General features: G+C 56.9%; 20 protein-coding genes. 9 read left to right on the top strand and 11 right to left on the bottom strand.

The features are described from left to right. The first annotated feature begins 114 nt into the window (after positions 1-114). The 6 genes from IQ254_RS03030 to IQ254_RS03010 all read left to right on the top strand — a co-directional run bounded on the left by IQ254_RS03030 (position 115) and on the right by IQ254_RS03010 (position 6,929). On the top strand, positions 115-396 hold the full coding sequence (locus IQ254_RS03030) for a hypothetical protein (RefSeq protein ID WP_193964227.1): 282 nt from the start codon (positions 115-117) through the stop codon (positions 394-396). A 19-nt stretch (positions 397-415) separates the two neighbouring features. Next, on the top strand, positions 416-538 hold the full coding sequence (locus IQ254_RS31975) for a hypothetical protein (protein ID WP_255526950.1): 123 nt from the start codon (positions 416-418) through the stop codon (positions 536-538). Between the two features lie 276 nt (positions 539-814). After that, a complete protein-coding gene (locus tag IQ254_RS03025; protein WP_193964225.1) occupies positions 815-2,683 on the top strand; it encodes an ABC transporter ATP-binding protein in 1,869 nt (622 codons plus the stop codon). 24 nt (positions 2,684-2,707) lie between these two features. Next, positions 2,708-3,136 carry an EamA family transporter gene (locus tag IQ254_RS03020; protein WP_193964223.1) on the top strand — a complete coding sequence of 143 codons (429 nt, stop codon included), beginning with the start codon at positions 2,708-2,710 and terminating at the stop codon, positions 3,134-3,136. Positions 3,137-3,244: 108 nt separating this feature from the next. After that, on the top strand, positions 3,245-4,249 hold the full coding sequence (locus tag IQ254_RS03015) for an AraC family transcriptional regulator (protein ID WP_193964221.1): 1,005 nt from the start codon (positions 3,245-3,247) through the stop codon (positions 4,247-4,249). A 142-nt stretch (positions 4,250-4,391) separates the two neighbouring features. Next, complete coding sequence (locus IQ254_RS03010) at positions 4,392-6,929, top strand: TonB-dependent receptor (RefSeq protein ID WP_228040044.1); 2,538 nt, start codon at positions 4,392-4,394, stop codon at positions 6,927-6,929. A gap of 46 nt (positions 6,930-6,975) precedes the next feature. On the opposite strand, the gene IQ254_RS03005 is transcribed toward IQ254_RS03010, so the two are convergent. Then, a complete protein-coding gene (locus IQ254_RS03005; protein WP_228040042.1) occupies positions 6,976-7,935 on the bottom strand; it encodes an ABC transporter substrate-binding protein in 960 nt (319 codons plus the stop codon). Between the two features lie 170 nt (positions 7,936-8,105). Here IQ254_RS03005 and IQ254_RS03000 point away from each other — a divergent pair, with 170 nt between their 5' ends. The 3 genes from IQ254_RS03000 (at position 8,106) to IQ254_RS02990 (ending at position 12,858) form a co-directional block, all read left to right on the top strand. Further along, on the top strand, positions 8,106-9,113 hold the full coding sequence (locus tag IQ254_RS03000; RefSeq protein WP_193964217.1) for an AraC family transcriptional regulator: 1,008 nt from the start codon (positions 8,106-8,108) through the stop codon (positions 9,111-9,113). Between the two features lie 111 nt (positions 9,114-9,224). Beyond that, entirely contained in the window at positions 9,225-11,774 is a 2,550-nt protein-coding gene (locus IQ254_RS02995; RefSeq protein ID WP_193964215.1) for a TonB-dependent receptor, read from the top strand. Between the two features lie 121 nt (positions 11,775-11,895). Then, positions 11,896-12,858, top strand: a complete 963-nt coding sequence (locus IQ254_RS02990; protein WP_193964213.1) for an iron-siderophore ABC transporter substrate-binding protein — start codon at positions 11,896-11,898, stop codon at positions 12,856-12,858. A gap of 58 nt (positions 12,859-12,916) precedes the next feature. On the opposite strand, the gene IQ254_RS02985 is transcribed toward IQ254_RS02990, so the two are convergent. From IQ254_RS02985 to IQ254_RS02940, 10 genes are all read right to left on the bottom strand, one after another. Further along, entirely contained in the window at positions 12,917-14,191 is a 1,275-nt protein-coding gene (locus IQ254_RS02985; RefSeq protein ID WP_193964211.1) for an MFS transporter, read from the bottom strand. 45 nt (positions 14,192-14,236) lie between these two features. Further along, a complete protein-coding gene (locus IQ254_RS02980) occupies positions 14,237-14,620 on the bottom strand; it encodes a DUF1636 family protein (protein WP_193964209.1) in 384 nt (127 codons plus the stop codon). A 19-nt stretch (positions 14,621-14,639) separates the two neighbouring features. Further along, a complete protein-coding gene (locus IQ254_RS02975; protein WP_228040041.1) occupies positions 14,640-15,608 on the bottom strand; it encodes an ABC transporter substrate-binding protein in 969 nt (322 codons plus the stop codon). Positions 15,609-15,728: 120 nt separating this feature from the next. Further along, positions 15,729-16,709 carry an ABC transporter substrate-binding protein gene (locus IQ254_RS02970; RefSeq protein WP_228040039.1) on the bottom strand — a complete coding sequence of 327 codons (981 nt, stop codon included), beginning with the start codon at positions 16,707-16,709 and terminating at the stop codon, positions 15,729-15,731. Between the two features lie 35 nt (positions 16,710-16,744). Continuing rightward, complete coding sequence (locus tag IQ254_RS02965) at positions 16,745-19,252, bottom strand: TonB-dependent siderophore receptor (RefSeq protein WP_193964207.1); 2,508 nt, start codon at positions 19,250-19,252, stop codon at positions 16,745-16,747. A gap of 230 nt (positions 19,253-19,482) precedes the next feature. Beyond that, entirely contained in the window at positions 19,483-20,469 is a 987-nt protein-coding gene (locus IQ254_RS33020) for an AraC family transcriptional regulator (RefSeq protein WP_193964205.1), read from the bottom strand. Positions 20,470-20,507: 38 nt separating this feature from the next. Further along, positions 20,508-21,320 carry an ABC transporter ATP-binding protein gene (locus tag IQ254_RS02955; protein ID WP_193964203.1) on the bottom strand — a complete coding sequence of 271 codons (813 nt, stop codon included), beginning with the start codon at positions 21,318-21,320 and terminating at the stop codon, positions 20,508-20,510. Positions 21,321-21,366: 46 nt separating this feature from the next. Beyond that, entirely contained in the window at positions 21,367-22,416 is a 1,050-nt protein-coding gene (locus tag IQ254_RS02950) for an iron ABC transporter permease (protein WP_193964202.1), read from the bottom strand. A gap of 155 nt (positions 22,417-22,571) precedes the next feature. Continuing rightward, positions 22,572-23,600, bottom strand: coding sequence for an iron ABC transporter permease (locus IQ254_RS02945; RefSeq protein WP_193964200.1), 1,029 nt, complete (start codon positions 23,598-23,600; stop codon positions 22,572-22,574). 32 nt (positions 23,601-23,632) lie between these two features. After that, positions 23,633-24,037 carry a biopolymer transporter ExbD gene (locus tag IQ254_RS02940; protein ID WP_193964198.1) on the bottom strand — a complete coding sequence of 135 codons (405 nt, stop codon included), beginning with the start codon at positions 24,035-24,037 and terminating at the stop codon, positions 23,633-23,635. Positions 24,038-24,058 lie beyond the last annotated feature (21 nt).

The raw sequence follows: 24,058 nt of genomic DNA, 5'->3' as shown, positions 1-24,058 counted from the left end.
GCAGATTGCGAGGCTAGGTTCATCGTACCCTAGCCCCCTCAGTTTGCACTTCAACTGCGGGTGGCTAGGGTTTTCGCGTTCTGTCTTCCTCAACCACAACTGGAGACAGAACCCATGTTTGAATATCTCGAACCCGATACCAGCGGCGCATCTAATCTTCCGCCGTCTTCGCGCAGCACCCCGCCAGCTCGCCCAGAGCGAGTGCGCCACATGCTCTACGGCAGCCTTGCAGGCATTGATCGCACCATCAAAATCCTCCACGCCCACGGCTACGCCGACCCCAACGACTGGAGCGACCCCATCCCCGTACCGCCCGCCAGCGACACCGTCGGCGCAACCTCCCCAGCGGGAACTGTGTGGATGGCAATTGCCACCAAAACCGTGCTGATTGAGTAACGCGCCCCACCCGCTCCCAATGGCATACCCTTTGCCATTGGGAGCGGCCAACATCAAGCTCACTAACCCCGCAGCTTGGCATATCGAGCAGCCCGTTGAACAAACTAAGCCCGCCGTAAAGCAAAGTGGCACAGCTGTTTAGCTTGCAGGTGCCTATGTAAAACGAAGTGGCACAGCTGTTTAGCTTACAGAGGCCGCTGTTTAGCAAAGTGGCACAACTGTGTAATGCTTTTAAAGGGCAAATTGCCAATTGCAGGCCGCATTATGCCAAATTGACCCAGCAGTTTAGCCCCCAGAACCGCTCTCTACAGAAACTCCGTTGAGTAGCCAAAAATATCCGGCATAGGCTCCTGGGAAAAGCGATGGAGTGGGAGAGTGATGGCTCGACACCCGATTGCTCCATTACCCCGTCACCCCCATGCCCCCCATCACCCACCTGCTCTGGCAGCTAATCCGCTACGCCCAGCGGCTCTACTGGGTTGATACATTGCTGTGGCTGTTCATTCTAGGCTTGCCAGCGGTGCCGGGGCTGATCATTCGCGAATTTTTTGACACCCTCACCGGGGAGTCTCGCTTTGATGCGTTGCCCTGGGTGTGGATTGGACTGCTGCTGGCGGTGGGGCTGGCGCGGGTGGTGGCAATTTTTGTAGGGCGCATCACCAAGACCCAGCACCGCTTTTTGATCAGCGGTCTGGTGCGCCACAACCTACTGCACGAACTGCTCAAACGCCCTGGGGCCGAACTCGCCACAGGTGGAGCCAATGGCCAAAATGCCTCCCCCGGCGAAATTCTTAGCTACTTTCGCGACGATGCGGCCCAGATTGAGGATGTGGTGGTGGGCACCAACGAGATCTTTGCGGCTGGGGTGTTTGCGGTGGGTTCTGTGGCACTGCTGATCAGCGTCAACCCGACGATGACGCTGCTGGTGTTTTTGCCGCTGTGCGCGATCGCCCTCCTTGCCCACCAGGCCGAGCACCGCCTCAAACGCTACCGCCGCGCCAGCCGCCAGGCCACCCAGCGCGTCACTGGGCTAATTGGCGAACTGTTTACCGCCGTACAAGCGGTCAAAGTGGCCGGAGCCGAAGCCCAAATGCTAGAGGAATTGCGGGAACGGTGCGATCGCCGCCGCGACCTGATGGTGCGTGACCAGGTGTTCAGCGCTATCCTCAACTCCGGCTTTGAGAATATCGTCAGCATCGGCACCGGGCTAATTTTGCTGGTTGCCTCCCAGAGCCTCGGTGTCCAGGGCGACCTCACCGTGGGCGACTTTGCTCTGTTTGTCTATTACCTATCCTTCGTCACCTACTTTCTCGCCTTCCTCGGCGGCTTTATCGCCACCATTAAGCAGAGCGAAGTTTCCTTTGAGCGCATGGCGGGGTTGGTTGGTGGTGGAGCTAGAAAACTTGACGAACAAAGTTTTGAGTTCTCAGTTTTGAATTCTCAGTTAAAGGATTCCACTCAAAACTCAAAACTTAAAATTCAAAATTCTCACCCCCTCACCCACCCTCACCCCCTCTACCTCAAACCCATCCTTGGCCTAGAACCGCCGCTGCCTTCGAGGGTAGATGCGATCGCCAACGACCGGCCCATGGCCTCCGTTCCCCTCCACGAGCTGCGGGTCGAGGGGTTGACCTACCGCTATCCCGGCGGTGGCGGCATCAGTGACATCAGTTTTACCCTCACCCAAGGCAGTTTGACAGTGATCACCGGACGGGTGGGTGCAGGTAAAACTACTCTGCTGCGGGTGCTGTTGGGCCTGCTGCCCAGTCAGACCGGTGCGCTCTATTGGAATGGTCAGCCAATTCTCGACCCGTCGAATTTTTTGGTGCCGCCTCGGGCCGCCTATACGTCGCAAATTCCCCAACTCTTCAGCGCCTCGTTGCGAGAAAATCTGCTGCTGGGGCAAGCCGTTGGCCAACAACAGCTTGATCGGGCGATCGCCACCGCCGTCTTTGATCGCGATCTCGCGGCCATGCCCGAGGGGCTAGAAACCCTCATTGGCACTCGCGGCTTTCGACTCTCTGGTGGGCAAAAGCAACGGGCTGCCGCCGCCCGTATGCTGCTACGTCAGCCCGCCTTGATGGTGTTCGATGACCTCTCCAGCGCCCTCGATGTCGAGACCGAACAGCGCCTGTGGGAGCAATTGTTTACCCCATCCACCCATCCACCCATCTACCCATCCACTCTTTCCCCTACCTGCCTTGCCGTCTCCCACCGTCCCTCAGTGCTCGATCGCGCCGATCAAATTCTGTTTTTAGAGAATGGGCGCATTGAGTCTGTAACGTAGCTGTAATTTTGAGGTTTAACCACGATGGCCGCCGAAAAAGCTTGGTGGATTTTTGCCCTACTTTCTGCCTTCTTTGCCGCATTGACCACTATCTTTTCAAAAATTGGCGTTGAAAACATCAACTCCAATTTGGCCACGGCTATTCGCACGGTGGTGATTTTGGCGATCGCCTGGGGAATTGTTTGGGCCAATGGACAAGCGCAAGGGCTGTTGACCATCTCACCCAAGACGATGCTATTTCTGGTGTTGTCGGGAGTGGCTACCGGGTTGTCGTGGCTTTGTTATTTCAGAGCCTTACAGCTAGGCAATGCCTCTTTAGTCGCGCCTGTAGATAAGTCGGGATTAACTTTGGTGCTGTTGCTGTCTGTTGTGTTTTTGGGCGAGCCGTTAACGCTCCAGGTTGTAGTGGGCACGGCGTTGGTGTTAGCTGGAACCTTGGTTTTAGTCCTGTGATGAGAATCTGTGCGGGTTGGCCACTTTAGTTGAGAGCAGGTCGCATTAAAGCTAAGCTGAGAACTGAGCGCACTGGTGGTGTGTGGTTGTTGGCGTTCAACTCTGTCCATGACTTTGATGCTTTCGGAAGCCAATTATCGTGAGCTGTGCCAGTCCTCACAGGCCTTGGGAGTCAGCCTTCATAGCCCTGTCAGTCAGCGAGAGACCCGGCATGAGGTGCCGTCGCTGTTGGGGCGGGGCAGCACTCGGTGCTGTGAATTGTCGCCAGGGGTCTGGCTCGATCTGATTGATAAGGAGTTCACGCAGCCCTGGGCGCTCAGTGTGGCAGAACACGGGCATTTGGTGCAAATCACGGTGTTGCTGTCGGGGGCCATTGACTTTGACGGTGTCTATCCGACTTTGGATGCTGGCCAAAGTTATGTTTCTGGCAGTGGCCGCTCACGGGGGTATGTGGCGCGGTATGGGCGATCGCCCCAGCTAAAGGGCATTAATATTCACCTCGACCCCAAGGTGATGCAACCGTTTCTCGCAGAGCATGGCACCCATCTACGCCCTACCTTGCTGAAAACGGATGAGTGGAAATCAGCTTGGTTTCCCGATGTCACCCCAGCGATGCGGACTGTGGCGCAGCAAATGCTGCAATGCCCCTTCCACGGGGTAACGCGCCGATTTTTTCTCCAGGCTAAGGTGTTTGAGCTGCTGGCGCTTCAGCTCGACGGCATGATGGCTGACCAGGGAGCACCACCGCTGCCCACCACGCTCAAGCCTGTGACTGTCGAGCGCATCTACGAAGCGCGGGCAAGGCTAGTGGCTCGGCTCGAAAATCCGCCGTCTATTTCAGAACTGGCGCAGCAGGTGGGGGTGAGCGATCGCACTCTCCGTCGAGGCTTTCGCGAACTGTTTAGTATCTCAGTAATTGGCTATCTCACTCAGCAGCGCCTCAACCAGGCCGAACACCTGCTCCGGCAGGGCAACTACACCGTTGCTGAGGTCGCCAACAGCGTGGGCTTTACCCACCTGGGCCACTTCGCCGCCGCCTTTCGCAAGCAGTTTGGCGTGAGCCCAAGAGAGTGGGTAGGTGGGCGGGCCGGAGCGTCGCATCCAACCGCCTAGGACTTCCCTCACCCAAAAGTCCGTTTTTGGATCGCTGAGGCCGTTTTTGGATAGACGGGGCTATACGCAACTGCCTACACTAATTGCTCTTGAGCAATCAAGAAAGATTCGCAACAAGAGTTGCAGTGTGGGAGGACGTGACATGACAGTGCGATCGGTGCGGTTTGGGTTGATGATGGCCCTAGCTGGGGGGCTAGTTGGTTCGGCGGCGATGCCGCTGGGGGCTCAGGCGATGCTTGCTGAGCCGTTGCTTACCCCTGAAGCCGTGCCGTTGGGCCAGGCAGCATCGCCAGTGCAGGTGACGGGGGTGCGGCTAGAGCCAGGGGCGGCTGGGGTAGAGATTATTTTGGAGACGGCGGGCGGTGCGATCGCAGCTCCCAGCCTGCAAACCACAGGCAATGCGCTGATTGTTGATATTTCCAATGCGGTGCTGGCCCTGCCCGAGGGGCAAGAGTTTCAGCAGATCAGCCCCACCGCCGATATTGCCTTTGTCAGTGTTATCCAGATAGGTGACGATCAGGTGCGAGTGGCGATTACGGGGGTAGATGCGCCGCCAACCGCTGAGGTACAGCCTGCTTCGCAGGGGCTACGGCTGACGGTGCTGCCCGGCATTGCTGGCACCACGGCCCAAACAGAAGCGCTTCAGATTGTGGTGTCGGCGACGCGCACCGAAGAGGCCGTGACAGACATTCCGCGATCGGTCACGGTGATTGAGCGCGAGCAGATTGAGCAGCAGACTCAGGTGTCACGCGGGCTGGGGGATATTTTGGGCCAACTGGTGCCTGGCTTGGCCCCAACGACCGGCAGCGCCAGCCAGTTTGGCCAGGGGTTGCGAGGGCGCAACGTTTTGGTGCTGATTGACGGTGTGCCCCAGACCACCAACCGCAGTGCTTTTCGAGATTTGCAGACCATTGACCCCAGCGCCATCGATCGCATTGAGGTGATTCAGGGGCCAACGGCGATCTATGGCGACGGCGCAACCGGCGGGGTGATCAACATCATTACCCGTGGCCCCGCCGCCGAGAGGGTGGTGCGACGCACTCGCCTGGGCCTGACCACCGACTTCGACAACGTCTCCGATAGTTTTGGGGCCACGGTCGAGCAGTATGTGGGCGGTCGGGTTGAGGATATGGACTACGCCTTCACGGTGTCCTACGACTACGCTGGGGGGTTCTTTGACGCGCTGGGCGATCGCATTCCTTCTGACCCCAATGGCCAGGGAGGACTATCTGACACGGGCAGCCTCAATATTTTGGGCAAAATCGGCGTAGACTTCGCTGAAAACCAGCGCCTTCAGCTCACCCTCAACCACTATGAAGCGATCCAAACTACCGACTTCACGGTTGACCCAATCATTGCGGCGATCGCAGGCCGACAGCGATCGCGCGCCATTGCCGGGCTTGACCTCGATACCCCCCAAACCAGCAACAACACGCTGCTCAGCCTCGATTACAGTCACAGCAACGTGCTCAACGGCGATCTCCAGGGGCAGCTTTACTACCGCGATTATCTGACACGGTTTTTCCCCTTCGATGGCCGCACCTTTGCCAGCCTTGGCAATGCCATTTTTCAGTCTGAAGTTAACTCGGTAGAGTGGGGCGGGCGGCTACAGTTTGATACGCCCCTGGCCGAAGACGACACCCTGCACCTGCTGTGGGGGGCCGACTACAACAACGAGCGCACCGCTCAGCCGGTGAATATTTTTGACCCTGCCCCCTTTGATGCCAGCGGCGGTCTGGTCTACCGCACCACGGGCCAGCGCACCTGGGTGCCACCCCTCAACCAAGATAGCCTGAGGCTGTTTGCCCAGCTCAACTGGCAGGCCAGTGATCGCATCACCCTGTTGGGCGGCATTCGCCACGAGCGGGTCGGCCTCACGGTCGATGACTTCACCACCCTGGCGGGCAATGCCGTGCAGGGGGGCGACTTAGCCTACGATGCCACGCTGTTTAACCTGGGCGGAGTGGTCGATCTGACCGACAACATTGGGGTGTTTGCCAACTTTGCCCAGGGGTTCTCACTGGCCGATGTGGGTCTGGTGCTGCGCAATGCCCCAGCGGGCTTTTCGGTGGCGACACTGCGACCCGAGGCCCAGCGCGTCAACCACTATGAAGTCGGCGTGCGCGGCAATTGGGAGGGCATTCAGGCATCGCTGGCAGGGTTCTACAACTCCTCTGAGTTAGGCACCACCTTCACGGCCCCTGGCGAAATTTTGCGCGCCCCAGAACGGATCTATGGAGTAGAAGCCACTGTAGATGCTCAGCTGAGCGAAAGCTGGCTGCTGGGCGGCACGGTGAGCTGGTCAGAGGGGAGCATTGACCGCACCAATACCGGCACCTACACCCCCCTCGACGGCTTTCGCATTGCGCCGCTGAAGCTCACGGCCTATGTGGAAAACCAAACTACCCCCGGCTGGCGTAACCGATTGCAGGCGCTCTATTCGGGCGATCGCGATGTGTTTGCCAACGACGCCGTCTTTGGCCAGCGCGCCGTTAGCAGCTACTTCACCGTGGACTATATCAGCCAGCTGAATGTCGGCCCCGGCACCCTCGAAATTGGGATTGCCAACCTGCTCAATACCGACTATTTCCCAGTGGTGTCTCAGCTCCAGCCCAGCGAGTTGAGCAATGCGGCGGCGCGGGGCCGGTTCTTGCGACTCGGGTATTCGTTTGAGTGGTAAGTGTTGAGCGTGGTGGACTCTCTCAGAGTCCACCACGCTAGGGCTTCTAAGGCTGCAAGTACTGCTCCAAATCATCCAGCAGCAGATGGGCGGCCTGAATGCCTCCGGCGGTAGTCCATACCGCGTCGCTGACGGCGTGGGCATTACCGGTCTGAACCACCGCTAGCTGCTGCCACAGAGGGTGACTCAGCCAGGGATTAGTCACGGTGCTGGGCGCTTGGCCGTCGTTTTCTCCGGTGTAGGTGAAGTAGAACAGCGCATCGGCCTCCATCTGCGGGATTTGCTCAAAGGAGACCTCTTGGGCAAATCCTTCCTCGCCTTGGCTGGGGGGCCGTTGCAGCCCTACCTCCTGCACAATTTGGCCGGGGAAAGAGTCGCTTAGATAGACGCGAGCCGCCCCCGGTAGAAACCTTACTAGGGAAACCTGAATGTCTTGCTCGGTGAACTGCTGGCGCAGTTGAGCGACCCGCGCGTCCCAATCGGCCAAAAGTTTCTCAGCTTCAGCGTCGCGGTTGAGGGCTTGACCATAGAGGCGCAGGTTGTCTTGCCACGATTCACCGATGGTTTCTGAGAAGACCGTGGGGGCGATCACGCTCAACTGCCCATAAATCTGCCCCTGCCGCACCTGGCTACCCAAGATCAAATCGGGCTGCAAGGCGACAATTTGCTCTAGGCTGGGCTGCAATTCATCGCCGACCACGGGCACCTCGGCCATAGCGTCGGCCAGGTAGTCGTAGTAGGGCTCCCCCGACCACGACTTGACGGCACCCACCGGAGTGAGCCCCAGGGCCAGCACCATATCGGTGGCCTCATTCGTCAACACCACCACCCGCTGCGGCTGGCTGGGGACAGCGGTATTCCCCATGGCGTGCGCCACGGTGCGTCGATAATTTTCCTGCGGTGACAAGACGGGGGGCGGACTGGGTTGGAGAGACGAAGACTGGCCAGCACAACTGGCTATCAGCCAGCCCATCACAAAAATTTGGCAAGTAAGTCGGATCTTCATGTCATCTACTGTTGCAGGACAGGCACTCGCCAGGGAAAGCGCCAACTTAGGATCAACCGGTTCCTAAAAGACAGTTGCCTTGGGAGATTGGCGGCTCGGTCTTCGCTCAAATGGCAATCAGTCTCATTTAGGCTGGTAAATTATTATCAGCCATTTCTGTCGTCACCTCAATGCCTATCACCCTGTCGCAACACGATTTTTGGTCACTTATCAAGCAACCTGCCAACGTTGACTCCGACAACGACTGGGCCGGTGGCGAGGCGGGCGAACAGACCTGGGCCTATCCCCAGCAGTTTGGACAGGGCTATTTTCGCGAAATTCAGCTGAGGCCAGGGCTGCACCTGGAAATTAGCGATGTACAGCACCATACGCCCGTGGTTGTGGACTGCGGCGATCGCCCCCACCCGGTAGAAATCCACTTTGATATCCGCGACGATAGCCCCAAAAGTGCGAGCACCGCAGGCCAGCACTGGCTTTACAGCAGCGGTTTGGCCCCTGCCAAGCAGATCTGCCACGATCCTCATCCCCGCAGTCTCTCCCTCAGCGTGCACCTTGAGCCAGCCCTAATTCACGCCTTGCTGGGAGAAACGGCGATCGCCACAATACCTGGCCTTGGCCCTTTGCTGAGACCCGTCGATCAGCCCTACGCCAGCCAGGGCTGTCGCACCTCCCCAGCGATGACGATGGTTTTGCAGCAGATCCTCACCTGTTCCTTTGCAGGGCCAATGCGACAACTCTTTTTAGAAGGCAAGGCGCTAGAGCTGATCGCCCTCACCATCCAGGCTGTGACTCCGCCCCAGCCATCGGCCAGCCAACGGCTCAAGCCCGACGATATCGATCGCATTCACCAGGTCAAAGACATTCTCCTGCAAGATTTAGCCCATCCCCCTTCGCTCATTGGCCTGGCGCGCCAGGTGGGCCTCAACGACTGCACCCTCAAGCGCGGCTTTCGGGCGGTCTTTAACACCACCGTATTTGGCTATCTGCAAGCCCAGCGCCTTGACCAGGCCCGGCTTTTGCTGCTCGACGGGCAGCTCAATGTGCAGCAGGCCGCCAGTGCCGTCGGCTACCACAGCCGCAGCCACTTCACCGCCAACTTTCGCCAACGGTTTGGGGTTAGCCCGAGGGAGTTGCTGGCCCAAAACTATTCCCTAGCGGGTACATCTTATTCCCGCTAGGGCGCATCGACACTTTCGGTGGCGCACCCAAACTCTGTATGTTGTTGAGAAAGATTCTTGTTTAGCTGGCGACAGTTTATTCTGTCGCCGCGCAATCGTGGTGGGAGTGAAATGCAGATACAGCGTGTTCTTTGGACGGCAGGTTTGGTGGTAATAGCGGTGGCCCCAGCGGTGATGGCGGCACCCTTGACGGAGGCTACCTCAGTAAGCGACGAGTTGGCAGAAACCAGCGCGACAACCCAAATCGCCCAAGACAGCCCGGTGGAAATTACTGCGATTCAGGTTGTAGAAACAGATGCCGGGCCACAGTTGGTGATTGAAACAGCGTCAGGGGAGGTGCTCACCCCGACCTCCTCAACGGCGGGCAATGCCCTGATCGTTGATTTGCCCAATGCGGTGCTGGCGCTGCCCGATGGGGCCGAGTATGAGGCGTTTAGCCCCGCTGAAGGCATCGCCTATATCAGTGCCACGGCGCTGGATGAACGCACGGTGCGTATAGCCATCACCGGCACCGATGCGGCCCCCGAGGGGGAAGTGAGTCGCCAGGTTAACGGGGTGAGCATTGGCCTGACCCCTGGCATCGCTGGAGCGGCTGAGGCGGCTCCCCTGCGGGTAGTCGTGTCAGCCACTCGCAGCGAGGAGGAGGCAACGACAGTTCCCCGCTCTGTGACTGTCATTACCCAGCAGGAGATTCAGCAGCAAACCTCGGTCAGTCGAGATCTGAGCGATATTTTAGGGGCGTTGGTGCCGGGTTTTGCGCCGTCCTCCGAGCGGGCGTTTACGGCAGCCTCGCTGCGGGGACGAAACGCCGTCATTTTGATTGATGGGGTGCCGCAGAATGTCAACGTGCGCGACTTTGACCGGGAGCTGCGTACCCTCGACCCCAGCATCATTGAGCGCATTGAAGTGGTGCGCGGCCCCAGCGCTATCTATGGAGGTGGGGCGACCGGCGGCATCATCAACATCATTACGCGGCAGCCCGATGAGGCCGACTTTAGTGCCACCTCAGAGGTGAGCGTCAATTCTGCCCTGGGGAGCTTGCAGGGCGAGAGTTTTGGCTACTTTGTTCAGCAAACGGTTTCGGCCCGCGATGGCAATGCCGATATTTTGGCTTCGTTGTCGCGGGCTGATACGGGGGCCTCGTTTGATGGGCAGGGCGATCGCATTCCCACTATTCAAGGCACCGATGAGAGTGAGAATGTGTCTCTCTTTACCCGGCTGGGCTATAACCCTGACGAAAACCAGCGGCTTCAGTTTTCGCTCAACTACTACCGCGAAAGCCGCAACAGCGACGTGATTGCCGACCCCAGCGTTGACGATGAGCCCGGCGAGCAGAAGGCGCGGGCCTTACGGGTGGGGCAGCTGAGCTTTCCCGAAGGGGGTGGCCCCCAGGCCGATCGCAACGTGATTCTAAACCTCAGCTATCGCCACGACGATATTTTGAACGGTAGCCTCGACAGCCAGCTTTACTTCCGCGACAACTCAAGCCGCAGCGACCCCCGCGATCGCCGCCCCCGACCCTTTGGCATTTTTCAAGGAGAGCTAGAGTCCCAAAACTGGGGCGGACGGCTCGCCCTCGATACGCCCCTGGCAGACAGCCTAAACCTGGTTTGGGGGGCTGACTACAACCACGAGACCACTGCCAATATCTATAATCTCTTTGACCCGGTTAGCTTCGACGACAGCAATGGTCGAGTCAACCGACTGATCGAGCGCCGTCCCCTGGTGCCGCCCTACACCCTCGGCAGTCTGGGGCTGTTTTCTCAGCTCCAGTGGCAGACCACCGACTGGTTGCAGCTGTCGGGGGGCGTACGCCACGAGCGCATTGGCTTCTCAGTGGGCGACTACACCACCTTTTTTGGTGACCCGATCGCGGGGGGCGATCGCAGCTTTAGCGACACTGCCTTTAACGCTGGCGCAGTGGCCGATATCACCCCCGAAATCAGCCTATTTGCCAACTTCGCCCAGGGCTTTTCGGTGCCCGACTTTGGCGCGGTACTGGGCTTTGCCGACCCTGACTTTGCGGTGAATTCAGATGTGCAAGCCAACCAGCCCCAGAAAGTCAGCGAGTATGAAGTCGGCATTCGCGGCAACTGGAACCAAGTTCAGGCCTCAATTTCAGGGTTCTATAACACCTCTGAGTTAGGCTCCACCTTTGTGTTTGATGACGCCACGGGCCTCTACGAACTGGTGCGAGCACCCGAGCGCGTCTACGGTCTAGAGGCCACCCTGGATGTGCAGCCCAGCCCCACCTGGAGCTTGGGCACCACCCTCAGCCTGATCGGCGGTGAAGCCGATGTAGACGACACTGGAGAGTTCGTCGCCATCAGCAGCACCCGCATTCAGCCCCTCAAGCTCACCGCTTACATCGAAAATGAAACCCTGCCGGGCTGGCGCAATCGCCTCCAGCTTCTATACGCGGGCAGTCGCAGCGCTGCCTTTGACGCTGAAATTGACCCCAGCCCGATCAACAGCTATGCCGTGGTGGATTTGATCAGCAGCGTCGATGTTGGCCCCGGCACCTTAGACATTGGCATTGCCAACCTGTTCGATGCGTTTTACTTCCCCGCCTATGCCCAGCGTAGCAGCGGGTTTTCTGAAACCTTCAATAGCGCTGCGTCTGGGCGACGGGTGACCGTGGGGTATCGAGTGACGTTCTAGGAGTAGATGGGTAGGGGGTAGGAGGGTAGGAGGGTAGGGGGTGGATGGGTAAGTAATTGATGATTGGAAGTTTAGAGATGAATAGTCAATGACCCTACTCGTTCACCCTCCCACACGACCTATGAATCTAAAAACTTGGCTACTTCACGGCCTTCTCGTGGTGCTGGTGGCTGTAGGGACGATCGCCTGTCAGACCGCCCCTACAGCCAACTCTACGCCCGCTGACTGCCGCATGGTGCAGCATACCCTGGGGGAAACCTGTGTGCCCATGCAGCCCAGTCGGGTGGTGGCTCTGGATCACACGGCTGCGGGTAATTTGCTGTCGCTAGGGGTGATGCCAGTTGGGGTAGCTAGCAACCTGCTGCCCCAGCTAGCCGAGAGACTGCCGGATGTACCGCGCCTGGGCCAGAGCAATCAGATCAATCTGGAGGCATTGGTGGCTTTACAGCCTGATTTGATTATTGGGGCCGCCTCAGATCTAGAGGGCACCTACGACAAGCTGTCGGCGATCGCCCCTACCGTTGCCTTTGACATGCAGACCACCGCCGACTGGCAGCGACCCTTTCGCTTTCACGCTCAGGTACTGGGGCTAGAGAGCCGGGCAGAGGCGGTGCTCAACCAGTACCAGCAGCGAGTAAAGGCGCTGAGAAACCAAGTGGGCAGCCCGCCTGTACAAGTCTCTCTGGTGCGGGTAATGGCGCAGTCGGGCCAGATCGGCCTGTATCTAAAAAACTGTTTCGGCGGATCTATTTTGGCCGATATCGGCTTTGCCCGGCCCCCCTCCCAGGATAGCGGCACCCTCGAGCAACCGCTGTTTACCAAACTGATTAGCCGCGAAGCCTTGCCTGAGGCCGATGGCGACGTGATTTTGCTCTTCTCCTTTGGAGCTACGCCTGAAATTGCCGCTGCTGCCGAAGCCGAGCTGGAGCGCCTCAAAACCGATCCCCTTTGGCAGTCGCTGCGGGCCGTGCAGCAAAAACAGGTCTATGGGGTGGGGCACTATTGGGGGGCAGGCAACAGCCCCCTGGCGGCGGAGTGGGTATTGGATGATATAGAGCAGTATCTACTGCAAGCTTCTCCCTAACGGTAAGACAACAGAAACCCGGCCAATCAAGACTAATCGCGCAACAGGGGGCGTTTACCTACCCCGATTTGCGGTGGGGACTGATTGCCCGCAGGTTGGGCAGCCCAAAGCCCCCTAGACCCACCAGCACCATGACCAGGGAGCAGCCAACATAGAGCACGGCCATACCTGCGCCAGGGCCGTTACCAAATAGCCCCCCTAGTGGGGCCAAAGAGCCACCGGAGGTTATGGCCGGTTCTAGCCAACGGTCGGCCAATGGCCCGGCGATCAGCGATGCCCCGGCACTCACCCCCTGCAACACCAGCGCATTGGCGGCAAACACCCGGCCCTGATTCTCAGGGGCAATTTTCTCCATCCAGATGGCTGTTTCGGAACTGCCCAGCAGGGGAAAGTTGAGCGAGGAGCAAAACTGGGCAGGCACCCACACGACCGGCGATCGTCCCAAGCCAAATACGGTTTTGCTCAGGCCTGCGCCGATGAACCCCGTCAACATACCCTGCACCCGATGTTTTGGCCCACCCCAGGCGCTGATCATGATCGCCCCAGTCACGCCGCCAATGCCCGCTGCTGTTGCGGTACTAGCCAGCACCTGGGCGCTGCCATTCGAGCGGGCCAAAATCATCGGGTCATAGATAGCACCGCCCAGGTCGTGGAAAAACCAAAACAGGGTACTAATCAGCAGTAAGGCCCGCAAACTGGGCTGTCGCCAAACTTCGCGAAAACCAAAGGTGAGCTTGTCCAGCAGTGTTTCAATTTCGAGGGTGGTTGGGGGCGTAGGCTGGGGAATGGGTCGGAAAAGTAGGATTGCGATCGCCACCCCAAAGCTCACCAAATCAATCCCGATAATGCCCAGTAGTCCGATCAGCGGGTAGAGCACCCCGGCCAGGGCGGGGCCAAAAATAGCCGCCCCGTAGTGTACTGCCGAGTTCATGCTGTTGGCCCGCGTTAGTTGAGCGGGCGGCACCAGGCTAGAAATCGAGGTTTGATAGGCCAAACTTTGAATTTGCCCAAAGCCGCCATTGAGCGTGGTGGCCAGGTATAGATGCCAAATTTGTAGCTGGTCTATTGAGTAGAGCAGGCCAATGCCAATGGTGGAGAGGGCGGCGATCGCATCCCCCAGCATCATCAGGTGTTTACGGTTGAAGCGATCGACAATCAGCCCCGAGACTAGGGTAATCGGGATGCGAGGAAGTTGAGAAAAGAACCCCATCAATGCTAGAGCGGTGGCTGACCCGGTTGCTTCCCAAGCCCAGAGGATGAGGGAAAACTCGGTCATGTAGGTGCCGATGGTCGAGACAAGCTGGCCAAACCAGATGACTGTAAAAGTACGCACGAACTTAATACTTTAGACTTAGAATGCTTCGTCTGAATCAATAAGTTATGAAGGCGGAATTCGAGCGATAAATTCGGTTTTTAAGACCTCTGGAAACTGTTTCCAGGGAATGTTGCCCTTCTTGCTGTCGAGATAGCATGTGCTCAGTTGCAGAACGGCTTCAGCAATTTCGCCATGGTTGCCGTCTTTGACTAAAATTTTTGCCAGGGCGTAGGTTGGCTTGTCGCTTCCGATCAATGCAATGGAGCAAGGATGATCACAGGTCCACAGGCAATCTACGCCACGCACTTCTAGCTCTGATTGGCGCGACCAGGTTTGGTGTAGGGCTTGAATGCGATCGCACAAAACTGCGCCATCTGTTGGCCGCTCTGGCGGTCTTTGCTCTGACTGATGACAGGAGTGACAGATAAAAAGGGTAGATTTTGCCATAGTAGTCACAATTTAGACCTTATGAGTTAGAGAGCAGAGGCAGCAGCATCTCAGGCAGCTTTTCTAGAATCAGCTGATCCGTAATTGGGCCTCGGGTAATGCTGCCCCAGAGCTGATAGTCAACAAAGAAAATGCGATTGATTTTGGCGGCGGGTACTTCTCTAAACACTGGGGTTTGGTTCCATTTCTCTTTCAGCTTTGCTTCTGGGTTGTAAAGCTCTGAAGCATTCCAACCAATAACGATGGCAATATCAGAATCTAGGGTTGGCAAAATTTCTGGCGACGTTTGCAGCCACCGCATTTCTCCAGTTGCTATAGGCTCAGGAAACACAAGCTGAAAGCCAATTTCTTCGAGTAAGTAGCCCACAGTGCTATCTGCTGCGATCGCCACGTCGGTCATTTCGCTATTGACAGACAAAATCAGAATCTTTGGAAAAGTTTCGACCAAAGGCGCTAGAGATTGACGAGCAGCTGCTAATTGTCGCAAATACTCAGCATTCACTTCCTCGGCAGCCTCTTCTCGCCCCAGAGCTTTGGCAATGCCATCGATATCGTTGCGCCAGTGTTGAGCCCCACTTTTTTCATCGGTAAACAGCATGGTGGGGGCAATTTGTGACAGCAGGCGATAGTTATCGCGGGCTAGCCAGTCTTCGCTCAAAATCAGATCGGGCTTGAGCAGGGTGAGTTTTTCAAGGGAGGGATTTTTGCGATCACCCAGGTTCACGGGTTGAGTGGTGATGCGATCGCCCAGGTAGGGAATTTGCTCAGCCGGATTGTCAAATTTCTCCACACCGAGAGCTACAGTTTCGGCGTAGGCGGCGGGCTGTGCTCCTAATGCCAATACAATATCTAGAATGTGCGGGCTGAGAACTGCTATCTTTTCAGGCTGTCCACAAATTTCAGTTTCCCCTAGCTCATGCTCTACCGTGCGACAGCCCTCCACTGAGTCAGAGACTGCTTGCGGCAATGGAGTCGGAGTTGGCGACATACAGGCTGTCACCCAAATACAAGTCAGTATGCCCAAGAGCAAAAATTTACAGGAGCGAAAGGGCTTCTTCATCAACATTGAAACAGCTAGAACAGGAGCAGATCTAACGGAATACGCCGATCAAGTTGGCGACATATCTTCCACCAAATACTTAAATAAGTCGTCGATTACCGCATCAGCGGCTAGGGGATTGCCGCCTCTCCACGTCGGGTAGTTGACTGGGTAAACCCGATCGTTTTGAACGGCCCTTAGCTTTTGCCATAGCGGGTTTTGTTTGAGTTCGGTGATTGTCTGTGCTGCTTCAGGGCCATCGGTGGCAACAAACAGAACATCGCCATCAATATCCATCAACCGTTCCTCAGACAATTTCACAATACCGCCATCAACCGATACAGCTTGGGCCGACGGTCGGCGCAGGCCCGCGTCAGCCAAAATGCTGCCATTGAAGGAATTTTTTAAGTCCAGGTCAATCGTGCCACAACAGGTATGAACGAAGGAGATTTCTAAGTTTTGCTGGCTCTTTTCTAGGGCGGTCTTTAATGACTGAATGCGTTGATGGTAGCGACTCCAAACCTGCTGGGCTGCATCCGTTTTTCCCAATACGTTAGCGACAAAGTCGAAGTGCCCTCGCCAAGAGGGATACCCTTTCCAATCATCGGCTACTGTGGGAGCAATTTGCGATAGCTGGCTATATATAGCTTCGGCAGAATATTTGATGCCGATGATGAGGTCGGGTTTTAGAGACACAATTTTTTCAAGGCTCGGCTGTTCTTCTTTACCCAAGATTTGAATGGAGTTCAGATGCTTCGTTAGGTAAGGTGGTGGCTCGTCGAAATAGACGATGGTGGCGATTGGCTCAACTCCTAGGGCGATCGCATCCCCAAAGCTAGGCACGCTCAGGGTAATCACCCGCTGCGGCTGATTGGGCACGCAGGTTTCTCCCAGGGCATGGCGAACCATGTGGCAAGTTGACGCCTCAGGCGCTGATGACACATTCGCAGACGGGGGGCTGCCCGAACCAGTACAGCTCTGGATCAGGGCTACCATCAAAACTCCGCCTAAAAACAGTTGAATGCGTCGCCACCAGGATTTATAGCTCATAAGTTTTGTATTTTCACGTCACTCATTCAACAGCCTCAAAATGACCAGGAAACCGTGCCCCTGACAGTAAACGGTGCGCCGTAAAAAACGCGCAGTGGGCTTTCTGCGGCTTCAAAGTAGGTGATATCAAACAGGTTTTCGAGATTCAACCCAACCCGAAAATTCTCTCGTGTGTAGAACACAGAGGCATCGGTGCGGGTGTAGCCAGGTACTTGGAAGGAGTTATCGAGATCACCCTGGCGATCGCCCACATAAAACAGCCCCAGCCCAAAGCCCAACCCCTGGAGCGATCCCTCCTGAATTTCATAGGTTGTCCACAGGCTAGCGGCATGTTCTGGTACGTTATTGAGGCGATTGCCTACGGCTAAGGTGTTGTCGGCGGTGATTTGGGCATCGGTGTAGGCGTAGCCCGCCACAATGTTCCACCCCGGCAAAATTTCACCCGTGGCCGTGAGTTCAAGACCGCGACTTCTTTGTTCACCCGTCTGTACTGAGAAATTGGGGTTGATCGGGTCTTCAGTTAACACATTAGTCCGCGTAATTTGATAGAGCGCCAGGGTGGTTGAGAGTCGGTTGTCAAGCCAGTCTGATTTGATGCCAACTTCGTACTGGTTGCCTCGTTCGGGTTCAAAAAGAGTATTGTCAAAGGCTGTGCCTACACTCTGCAAAAACGAGCGGCTGTAGCTAGCATAAAGAGCGTGCTCATCACTGGGTTGATACACTAACCCTAGGCGCGGGCTAAATGCCGTATCGTCCTGAAAGGCTTCTGTTCCATCGGCAAAAAGCGATTGTTGACTCACCAGATCAAATCGTCCCCCCAGCAACAGTTTTAGCTGAGGCAACAGGTCAATTTGATCTTGAACATAAACCCCCACCGAGTTAGTAATGAAGGGTTCTCTCGGGTAGTCAGCAACGAACTGCCGCTGAGCCACACCATACACCGGATTAAAGATGTCAATGGGGTCAAGGCTAAATTGTTGACTGCTGCTGGCATAGATATCGCGGTTAACATCAAACCCCAGCAAGAGCTGGTGAGAAATGCTGCCCGTTTGCACCGTACCCGTCAGGCTGGTGTCAAAGGAGTAGTTATCTTGAGATTGATCACTGGTGCTGAAAATGCCCCGTTCTAGAGTGCGCTGATCAGCAAGCAGATCCGTAGGGAAGAGTGAATTTTGGGGAGTCTGCTGAAAGCTAGCTCGAAACGAATTTTGCAGCTGCCAGTCGGGGTTAATCTGGTGGTCAAGGGTATACCCAAGCCGCAGCACGTAGCGATTGTTTTTATCTAGCTCATCATCGGGTTCACCAATAAAGCGATTGCGAGGTAGCTGACCATTAATATTGGGCAGCACTGTGCCCACTGCGGGCAGTCCGCGATCGTTAGGCTGTTCGGAAATGGTGTACTCCCCCTCAAAATTGATCTGGGTATTGGGGCCAACCTGCCAACTGATGGTGGGAGCAATGACGTAATTACGGCGCTCAAAAAAGTCGATGAAGGTTCCTGCGCTAGACGCACCTGCGGTGAGCCGGTAGAGCAAGGTTTCAGACTGATTGAGCGGGCCGGTAAAATCTATGGAGCCGCCGTAGGTGTCGAAGTTGCCGATGGTTCCTTCCACGATGTAATGGGGGGTCGCCAATGGCTTTTTGGTGACAATGTTGACGGTGCCGCCGGGAGCACCCTGGCTAAACAAAGCCCCTGCCGGGCCTCTCAACACCTCAATGCGCTCAACATTGGGAATCGCAATGCGGGAGGTGATGTTGGTGTCATCGCGCAGCCCGTTGCGCAGGATATTTCTACCCGAAAAACCGCGAATGGTGTAGCCCTCAAAGGCCGACTGAGACGAGTTGTCGGGGCTAATGCCAACAACTGTGCGGAGGGCCTCGTTGACGCTTTGCACCTGCCGATCTTGCAGAAGCTCCTGGGGCACTACCTGCACAGAAAACGGTAGATCCCGCAGAGGCGTATCAGTTCTGCTACCGACGGCGGCGTTGGGGACGCGATAAGCCTGCTGCCCCTGGCCAGTCACCCCAATTTGAATGGCGTCTTCAGCACCATCAAGCTGGGCCAGACCGGGCACCACGCTCAAGACCAAGTTCCCTGCGGCTGTGTCAACCTGGGCGGTGGGCGGCCCGTCGGTGCCGGTGATGGCGACCCGCACAGTGCCATCGGGCAGGCTCGTAACCTGTACCAGGGCAATGCCCTCAGCGGGGGCAAACTGCTCTGCGGCAGCTTGATTGGCCAACTCCAGCACCGCATTGGGGATGTCGGTAATTAGCGCGTTACCCTCTATCCGCGAAGGGTCTGTATTGAGAGGGTGATCGCTGACTAGCTCAATCCTTAAGCCCTCTGGGGCATCCGTGATTTGCACGTCGGTAATCACCGCTGCGGCATCGGCTTGCCCCTGGGCCATCCACTCCTCTACAGTGAGTGCCGCTGGGACTGGCTCAGATTCCTGAAGTGGCGACTCTGCCCCAGCTACAGGGGCGGTTACGCCAGCTAATAACCCCATCACAAACAGTCCAAAGCCCAACTTTGAAGTCATCATTCCCTACACCACAACTAGTCGCCAGTTAACCGACGCTGACAAACGAGAAATATTCTCAATTAGCTCAGCTTCAGACTATTGGGTTTAGAAAGAGCTTTTCTCTGCGTCCCGGACTTTTTTCTCTTTGATCGGGACTTTTTGAGGCAGCGGGAAGATTGAGGTTAGAAAGGGCCAAGCTTAAAGCCATTTCTTCAGCCTTGAATCTAAACCCTACATCCTAAACCCAACCCTCAAGCGCCCCGACAGTTTGCTAACTGATAGGCCTTAGGTGTTATCCCAAATTTGCGTCGAAAGGCACCGCTAAAGGCAGTAGGACTGGCGTAGCCCACGATCGCCGCAACAGCCGCAACCGATCGCTGTTGCACCAAAAGCTGACAGGCTTTTTCCATTCGCTGCTGGGTGAGATAGCCAAAAACAGTGGTGTTAAAAGCCTGGCGGAAACCTTCTTTGAGCTTGCGATCGTTGAGGCCCACCTGCCGCGCTAAATCAATCAGGGAAGGGGGTGTTTGCAGATTACTTCGCAAGATCTGTCGCGCCTGGTAAATGCGTTCTAGATCACCTTGGTGGAGAACAGTTTGCGCGGTAGTGCCGTCGCCTATTGTTTCTAGAAACAGGGCGATTAGTTCTAGAGATTTAGCCTCTAGGTAAAGAGTTTGGGTCAGCCCCTGGTAAGGACATTGCAGGATTTGCCAGAGGGCAGCCTGCATCTCTGGAGTAATCGCAATAGAGTCAGCGATGGGAATTTTGCACTCTCCCGCCAGCAGGTTTTGCAGCGTTTTTGGTAATCTGGAGCTGTGACCTTCGATTAACGCCGCCAGCAGGGGCGGATCGAGGTGAATATCCACAGCTAGATAGTCTTGATCAGCAAATTCTCGCCATCGGCTGTCTTGACATTCTGGGCTGAGCAAGTGAGCATGGCGATCGCTAAACACAGGCCCGTCGTTGTATTGACTCTGGGTTGTGAGGCTAAACACAAACTCGAAACAGTTGCTTTGTTCTGCTGAACAGACTTGCACTAGATCTTTGTGTAAACGGTAGCGGTGTAGGGTTAACTCAATACCACTGGGCAGATCAATATCGCGCTTGTAGCCGCTACCTAACCAGTCGGGATAGGTTAGCGTTTGGTTTTGTAGATTTACCAAAAGTTCTGGCTGAGTGCTCTGCACATGCGATCGAAGCAACTGGCGCAGTTCACCATCCTGAAAGGTGATCGTCACGGGTCGGTGGCCCTCCTACTGGCTGTAATTTAATAAAACTAATTCTCGATAGTTTGGCTGATGGGCAGGCACAGCGGCGTGTTCGATACGGGGTCGGTGATGATGCGGCTCTTGAGGGCAAACACCTGCTTGACCATCGTCTCGGTCACAACTGCGGCGGGTTTTCCCTGGGCGATCACCTGTCCATTGCGCAGGGCAATTAAGTGATGACTGTAGCGGCAGGCCATGTTCAGGTCGTGGAGCACCATCACAATGGTGCGTTTCCCCTGGCGGTTGAGCTGGTAGAGCAAGTCCAGCACTTCGATTTGGTGGGCTAGATCCAGATAGGTGGTCGGCTCATCCAGCAAGAGGGTTTCAGTATCTTGGGCCAACGCCATAGCGATCCAGGCCCGCTGGCGCTGGCCCCCGGAGAGGGTATCGAGGGGGCGGTTGGCAAACTCGTGCAGGTGAGTGGTGGCGATTGCATCTTCCACCTTCAGTTCATCGTCCTTCGACCATTGCTGGAGCCAAGTTTGGTGAGGGTAGCGGCCCTGGGCCACCAGTTCGCGCACAGTTAATCCTTCTGGCGCAGCAGGGCTTTGGGGCAAAATGCCCAGGCGCTTAGCCAGGTCTTTGGTGGGCAGGTAGGCGATCGCATCGCCATCCAAATACACCGTGCCGCCCTGGGGCTTGAGCAGTCGCGCCATGCCCCGCAGTAGAGTTGACTTACCGCAGCCGTTTGGCCCTACCAATGTGGTGATCTCCCCCTGGGGAATGGCAAGATCGAGCCCCTGAATAATCACGTTGCCGTCGTAGGCCAGGGTGAGCTTGCGGGTGGTGAGGGCGATTTGGGTGGCGGTGTTGGTGAGCATGGGGAGGGGAGAGTTATTAATGTTGAGTTTTGAGTTTTTAATTGAGTTACTGGTTGCGGGTGCGATACAGCAGCCACAAAAAGTAGGGTGCGCCGATGACTGCTGTAATCACGCCGCAGGGCAGCTCGATGGGGGCGAAGGCGAGGCGACCCACGATGTCAGCGAGTTCGACAATGCAGGCTCCGGTGAGCGCTGCGGCAGGAATCAGTCCGGCGTGGGAGGGGCCGATGAGTTTGCGGGCCAGGTGGGGAGCCATCAGGCCGACAAAACCAATGGTGCCTGCGGTGGCGACGGATGCTCCGGCAAGGGCTACGGTGCAGAGCAGCAGTAGGCAACGAGTCCATTCCACCCGGCTGCCGAGACCCTGGGCCAGGTTATCGCCCAGGTTGAGGGTGTCGAGATCGCGGGCCAGCACCATTGTCAGCGGCAGAAAAACCACCAACCAGGGCAGCAGTGGCCACAGGTGTTCCCAACTGCGCCCGTAGACGCTGCCGGTCAGCCATACCAGTGCCTGGCTGACTGTATTAATTTCGCCAAAGGTGATCATCAGGTTGGTGAGAGCACCGGTCAGAGCCGTCAGGCCGATGCCCACCAAAATCAGGCGAATGGGCGAGCTGCCGCCGTTCCAGGCTAGGAGGTAGATGGCGATCGCTGCCCCCAGCCCGCCCAAAAATGCCGCGATCGGCAGCCACCCCACCGCCACCTGCGGGAACAAGACAATCAACGCCACCGCTACTAAACTGGCTCCTGAATTGATGCCGATAATTTCCGGAGCCGCTAGAGGGTTGCGGGTAATGCCCTGCAAAATCGTCCCCGCTGTCGCCAGCCCCATGCCCACCAGCAGCGCCACCAGGGCGCGGGGCAGCCGCAACGTATTCACCACAAAGGCATGGTCGGAGCTAGATGGAAAACCCAGAATAGTTTTGACCACCTCCAGCGGCGGCATCGGATATTCGCCCTGGCTGACGTTGAAGATTAGGGAAAGTAGGGCGATCGCCATCAGCGCCACCAGCACCGCAGGCACCCGGCGATCGACCCGAAACGAGAGCGGGAATCGTTGAGGGTGAATGGAGAGCCAGGGTTTGGTGAGGGACATGGGGGTGGAAGGGTAGGAGAGTAGGAGGGTGGATAGGTGAGGGAACTGTAGGGTTCATCCGCGAAGCGATGCACCGCTTTGCAACGCCGAAGTATCTACCGATTGATGACCTTGACCTTCGTAGGGTGGGGCACCGCCCACCATCAACCTGCGCCCTAACGCTTGATCTTCGACCTGGCCAAATAGATAAAAAACGGTGCTCCCACCAGCGCCGTCATAATGCCTACCGGCAGTTCCTGAGGGCGAATCACCAGGCGGGCGGCAGTATCGGCTACCGATAGCAAAACGCCTCCCGTGATCATGGCGTAGGGCAAAATCCAGCGATAGTCTACGCCGACCGCAAAGCGCACCACGTGGGGCACCACCAACCCTACAAAGCCGATGGGGCCAGCTAGGGCTACGGAGCTGCCCGCCAAAAGCACTACCGCGATCGCAGATCCCACCTTCACCCAAGCGGTCTGCAACCCCAACCCCTGGGCCACATCTTCCCCCAGGCTCATCAGCGTCAGCTGTCGTCCCAGCGCCAGGGATGCTGCTAGCCCCACGGCGATGTAGGGCAGCACCGGCAGCATCGAGGCCATATCCTGCCCCGCCAGCGACCCCGCCAGCCAAAAGCGAATTTCGTCCAACGTGCGCTGACTGAGGATGAGAATGCCATAGGTAAGCGAACTCAGCAGATACCAAATGGCGGCTCCAGCAATCACCAGCTTGAGCGGGGTTAGCCCGCTGCGGCCCAGAGAACCGAGCCAGTAGACGGTGATGGCGGCGATCGCCGCCCCCGCAAAGGCAAACCCCACATAGTTACCGCCGCTACCTCGAAAAAATATCGCCAGCACCATCGCCAGCGCTGCACCCATATCAATGCCCAAAATGTCAGGGGCAGCCAGCGGGTTGCGGCTCAACCCTTGGGTAATGGCTCCGGCCACCGCCAGCGCCGCCCCCACCACCACCGCCAACATCGCCCTCGGCAGCCGCACTGTGCGAATGATCAAATGCTCTGTCGAGCCATCAAACTGAAAGACGGCCTGCCACACCGTCCCCGGCGCAATATCCGCCGCGCCCAGCAAAATGCTGCCCAACAGGCAGCCCAGCAAGATGAGGCAGCCTGCCCCCAGTCCCAGCGTTAGCAGGGCAGGCGATTTGGAGAGGTCTAGGGGTCGGGATTGCACCGTTTTTGCATTCATATCCATTCATCGGAAAAACGTTAAACCGATCTCTACTCGCCCTGCTCCGTCGCAATTCCCAAGGTCGCGCCCTCAATCTCGCGCAGTTCATCCATCACTGCGATTACCCGGCCATGGTTCACGGCCTCATCAGCGTTGATCACAATCACCGATTCTTGAGTGGTGCCCATCAAATCGCGCACGCCCGTTTGCAGGTTTTCGAGGGCGATCGCCTCACGGTTGAGGGCAATATCCCCCGACGCTTCCACCGTCACCGCAATCTGCGTGCGCTCCTGCACCTCAGCACTGGCGGCCTTGGGCAAATTCACCGGCAGCGCTTCAGAGCGGGTCAAATAGAGGCTAGATATAATAAAAAACGTCAAGATCGCAAAGATGACATCGATCATCGGCACGATATTCAGTTCAAACTCGTCGTCGGGCTCTTCGGGGAAAAACATAGGGAGGATGGGGGGGATGAG

This window comes from Nodosilinea sp. LEGE 07088 (assembly GCF_015207395.1).
Taxonomy (GTDB): Bacteria; Cyanobacteriota; Cyanobacteriia; order Phormidesmidales; family Phormidesmidaceae; genus Nodosilinea.
Note: the sequence above shows the minus strand (reverse complement) of the source record. Positions and strands in the feature narration are given on the sequence as shown.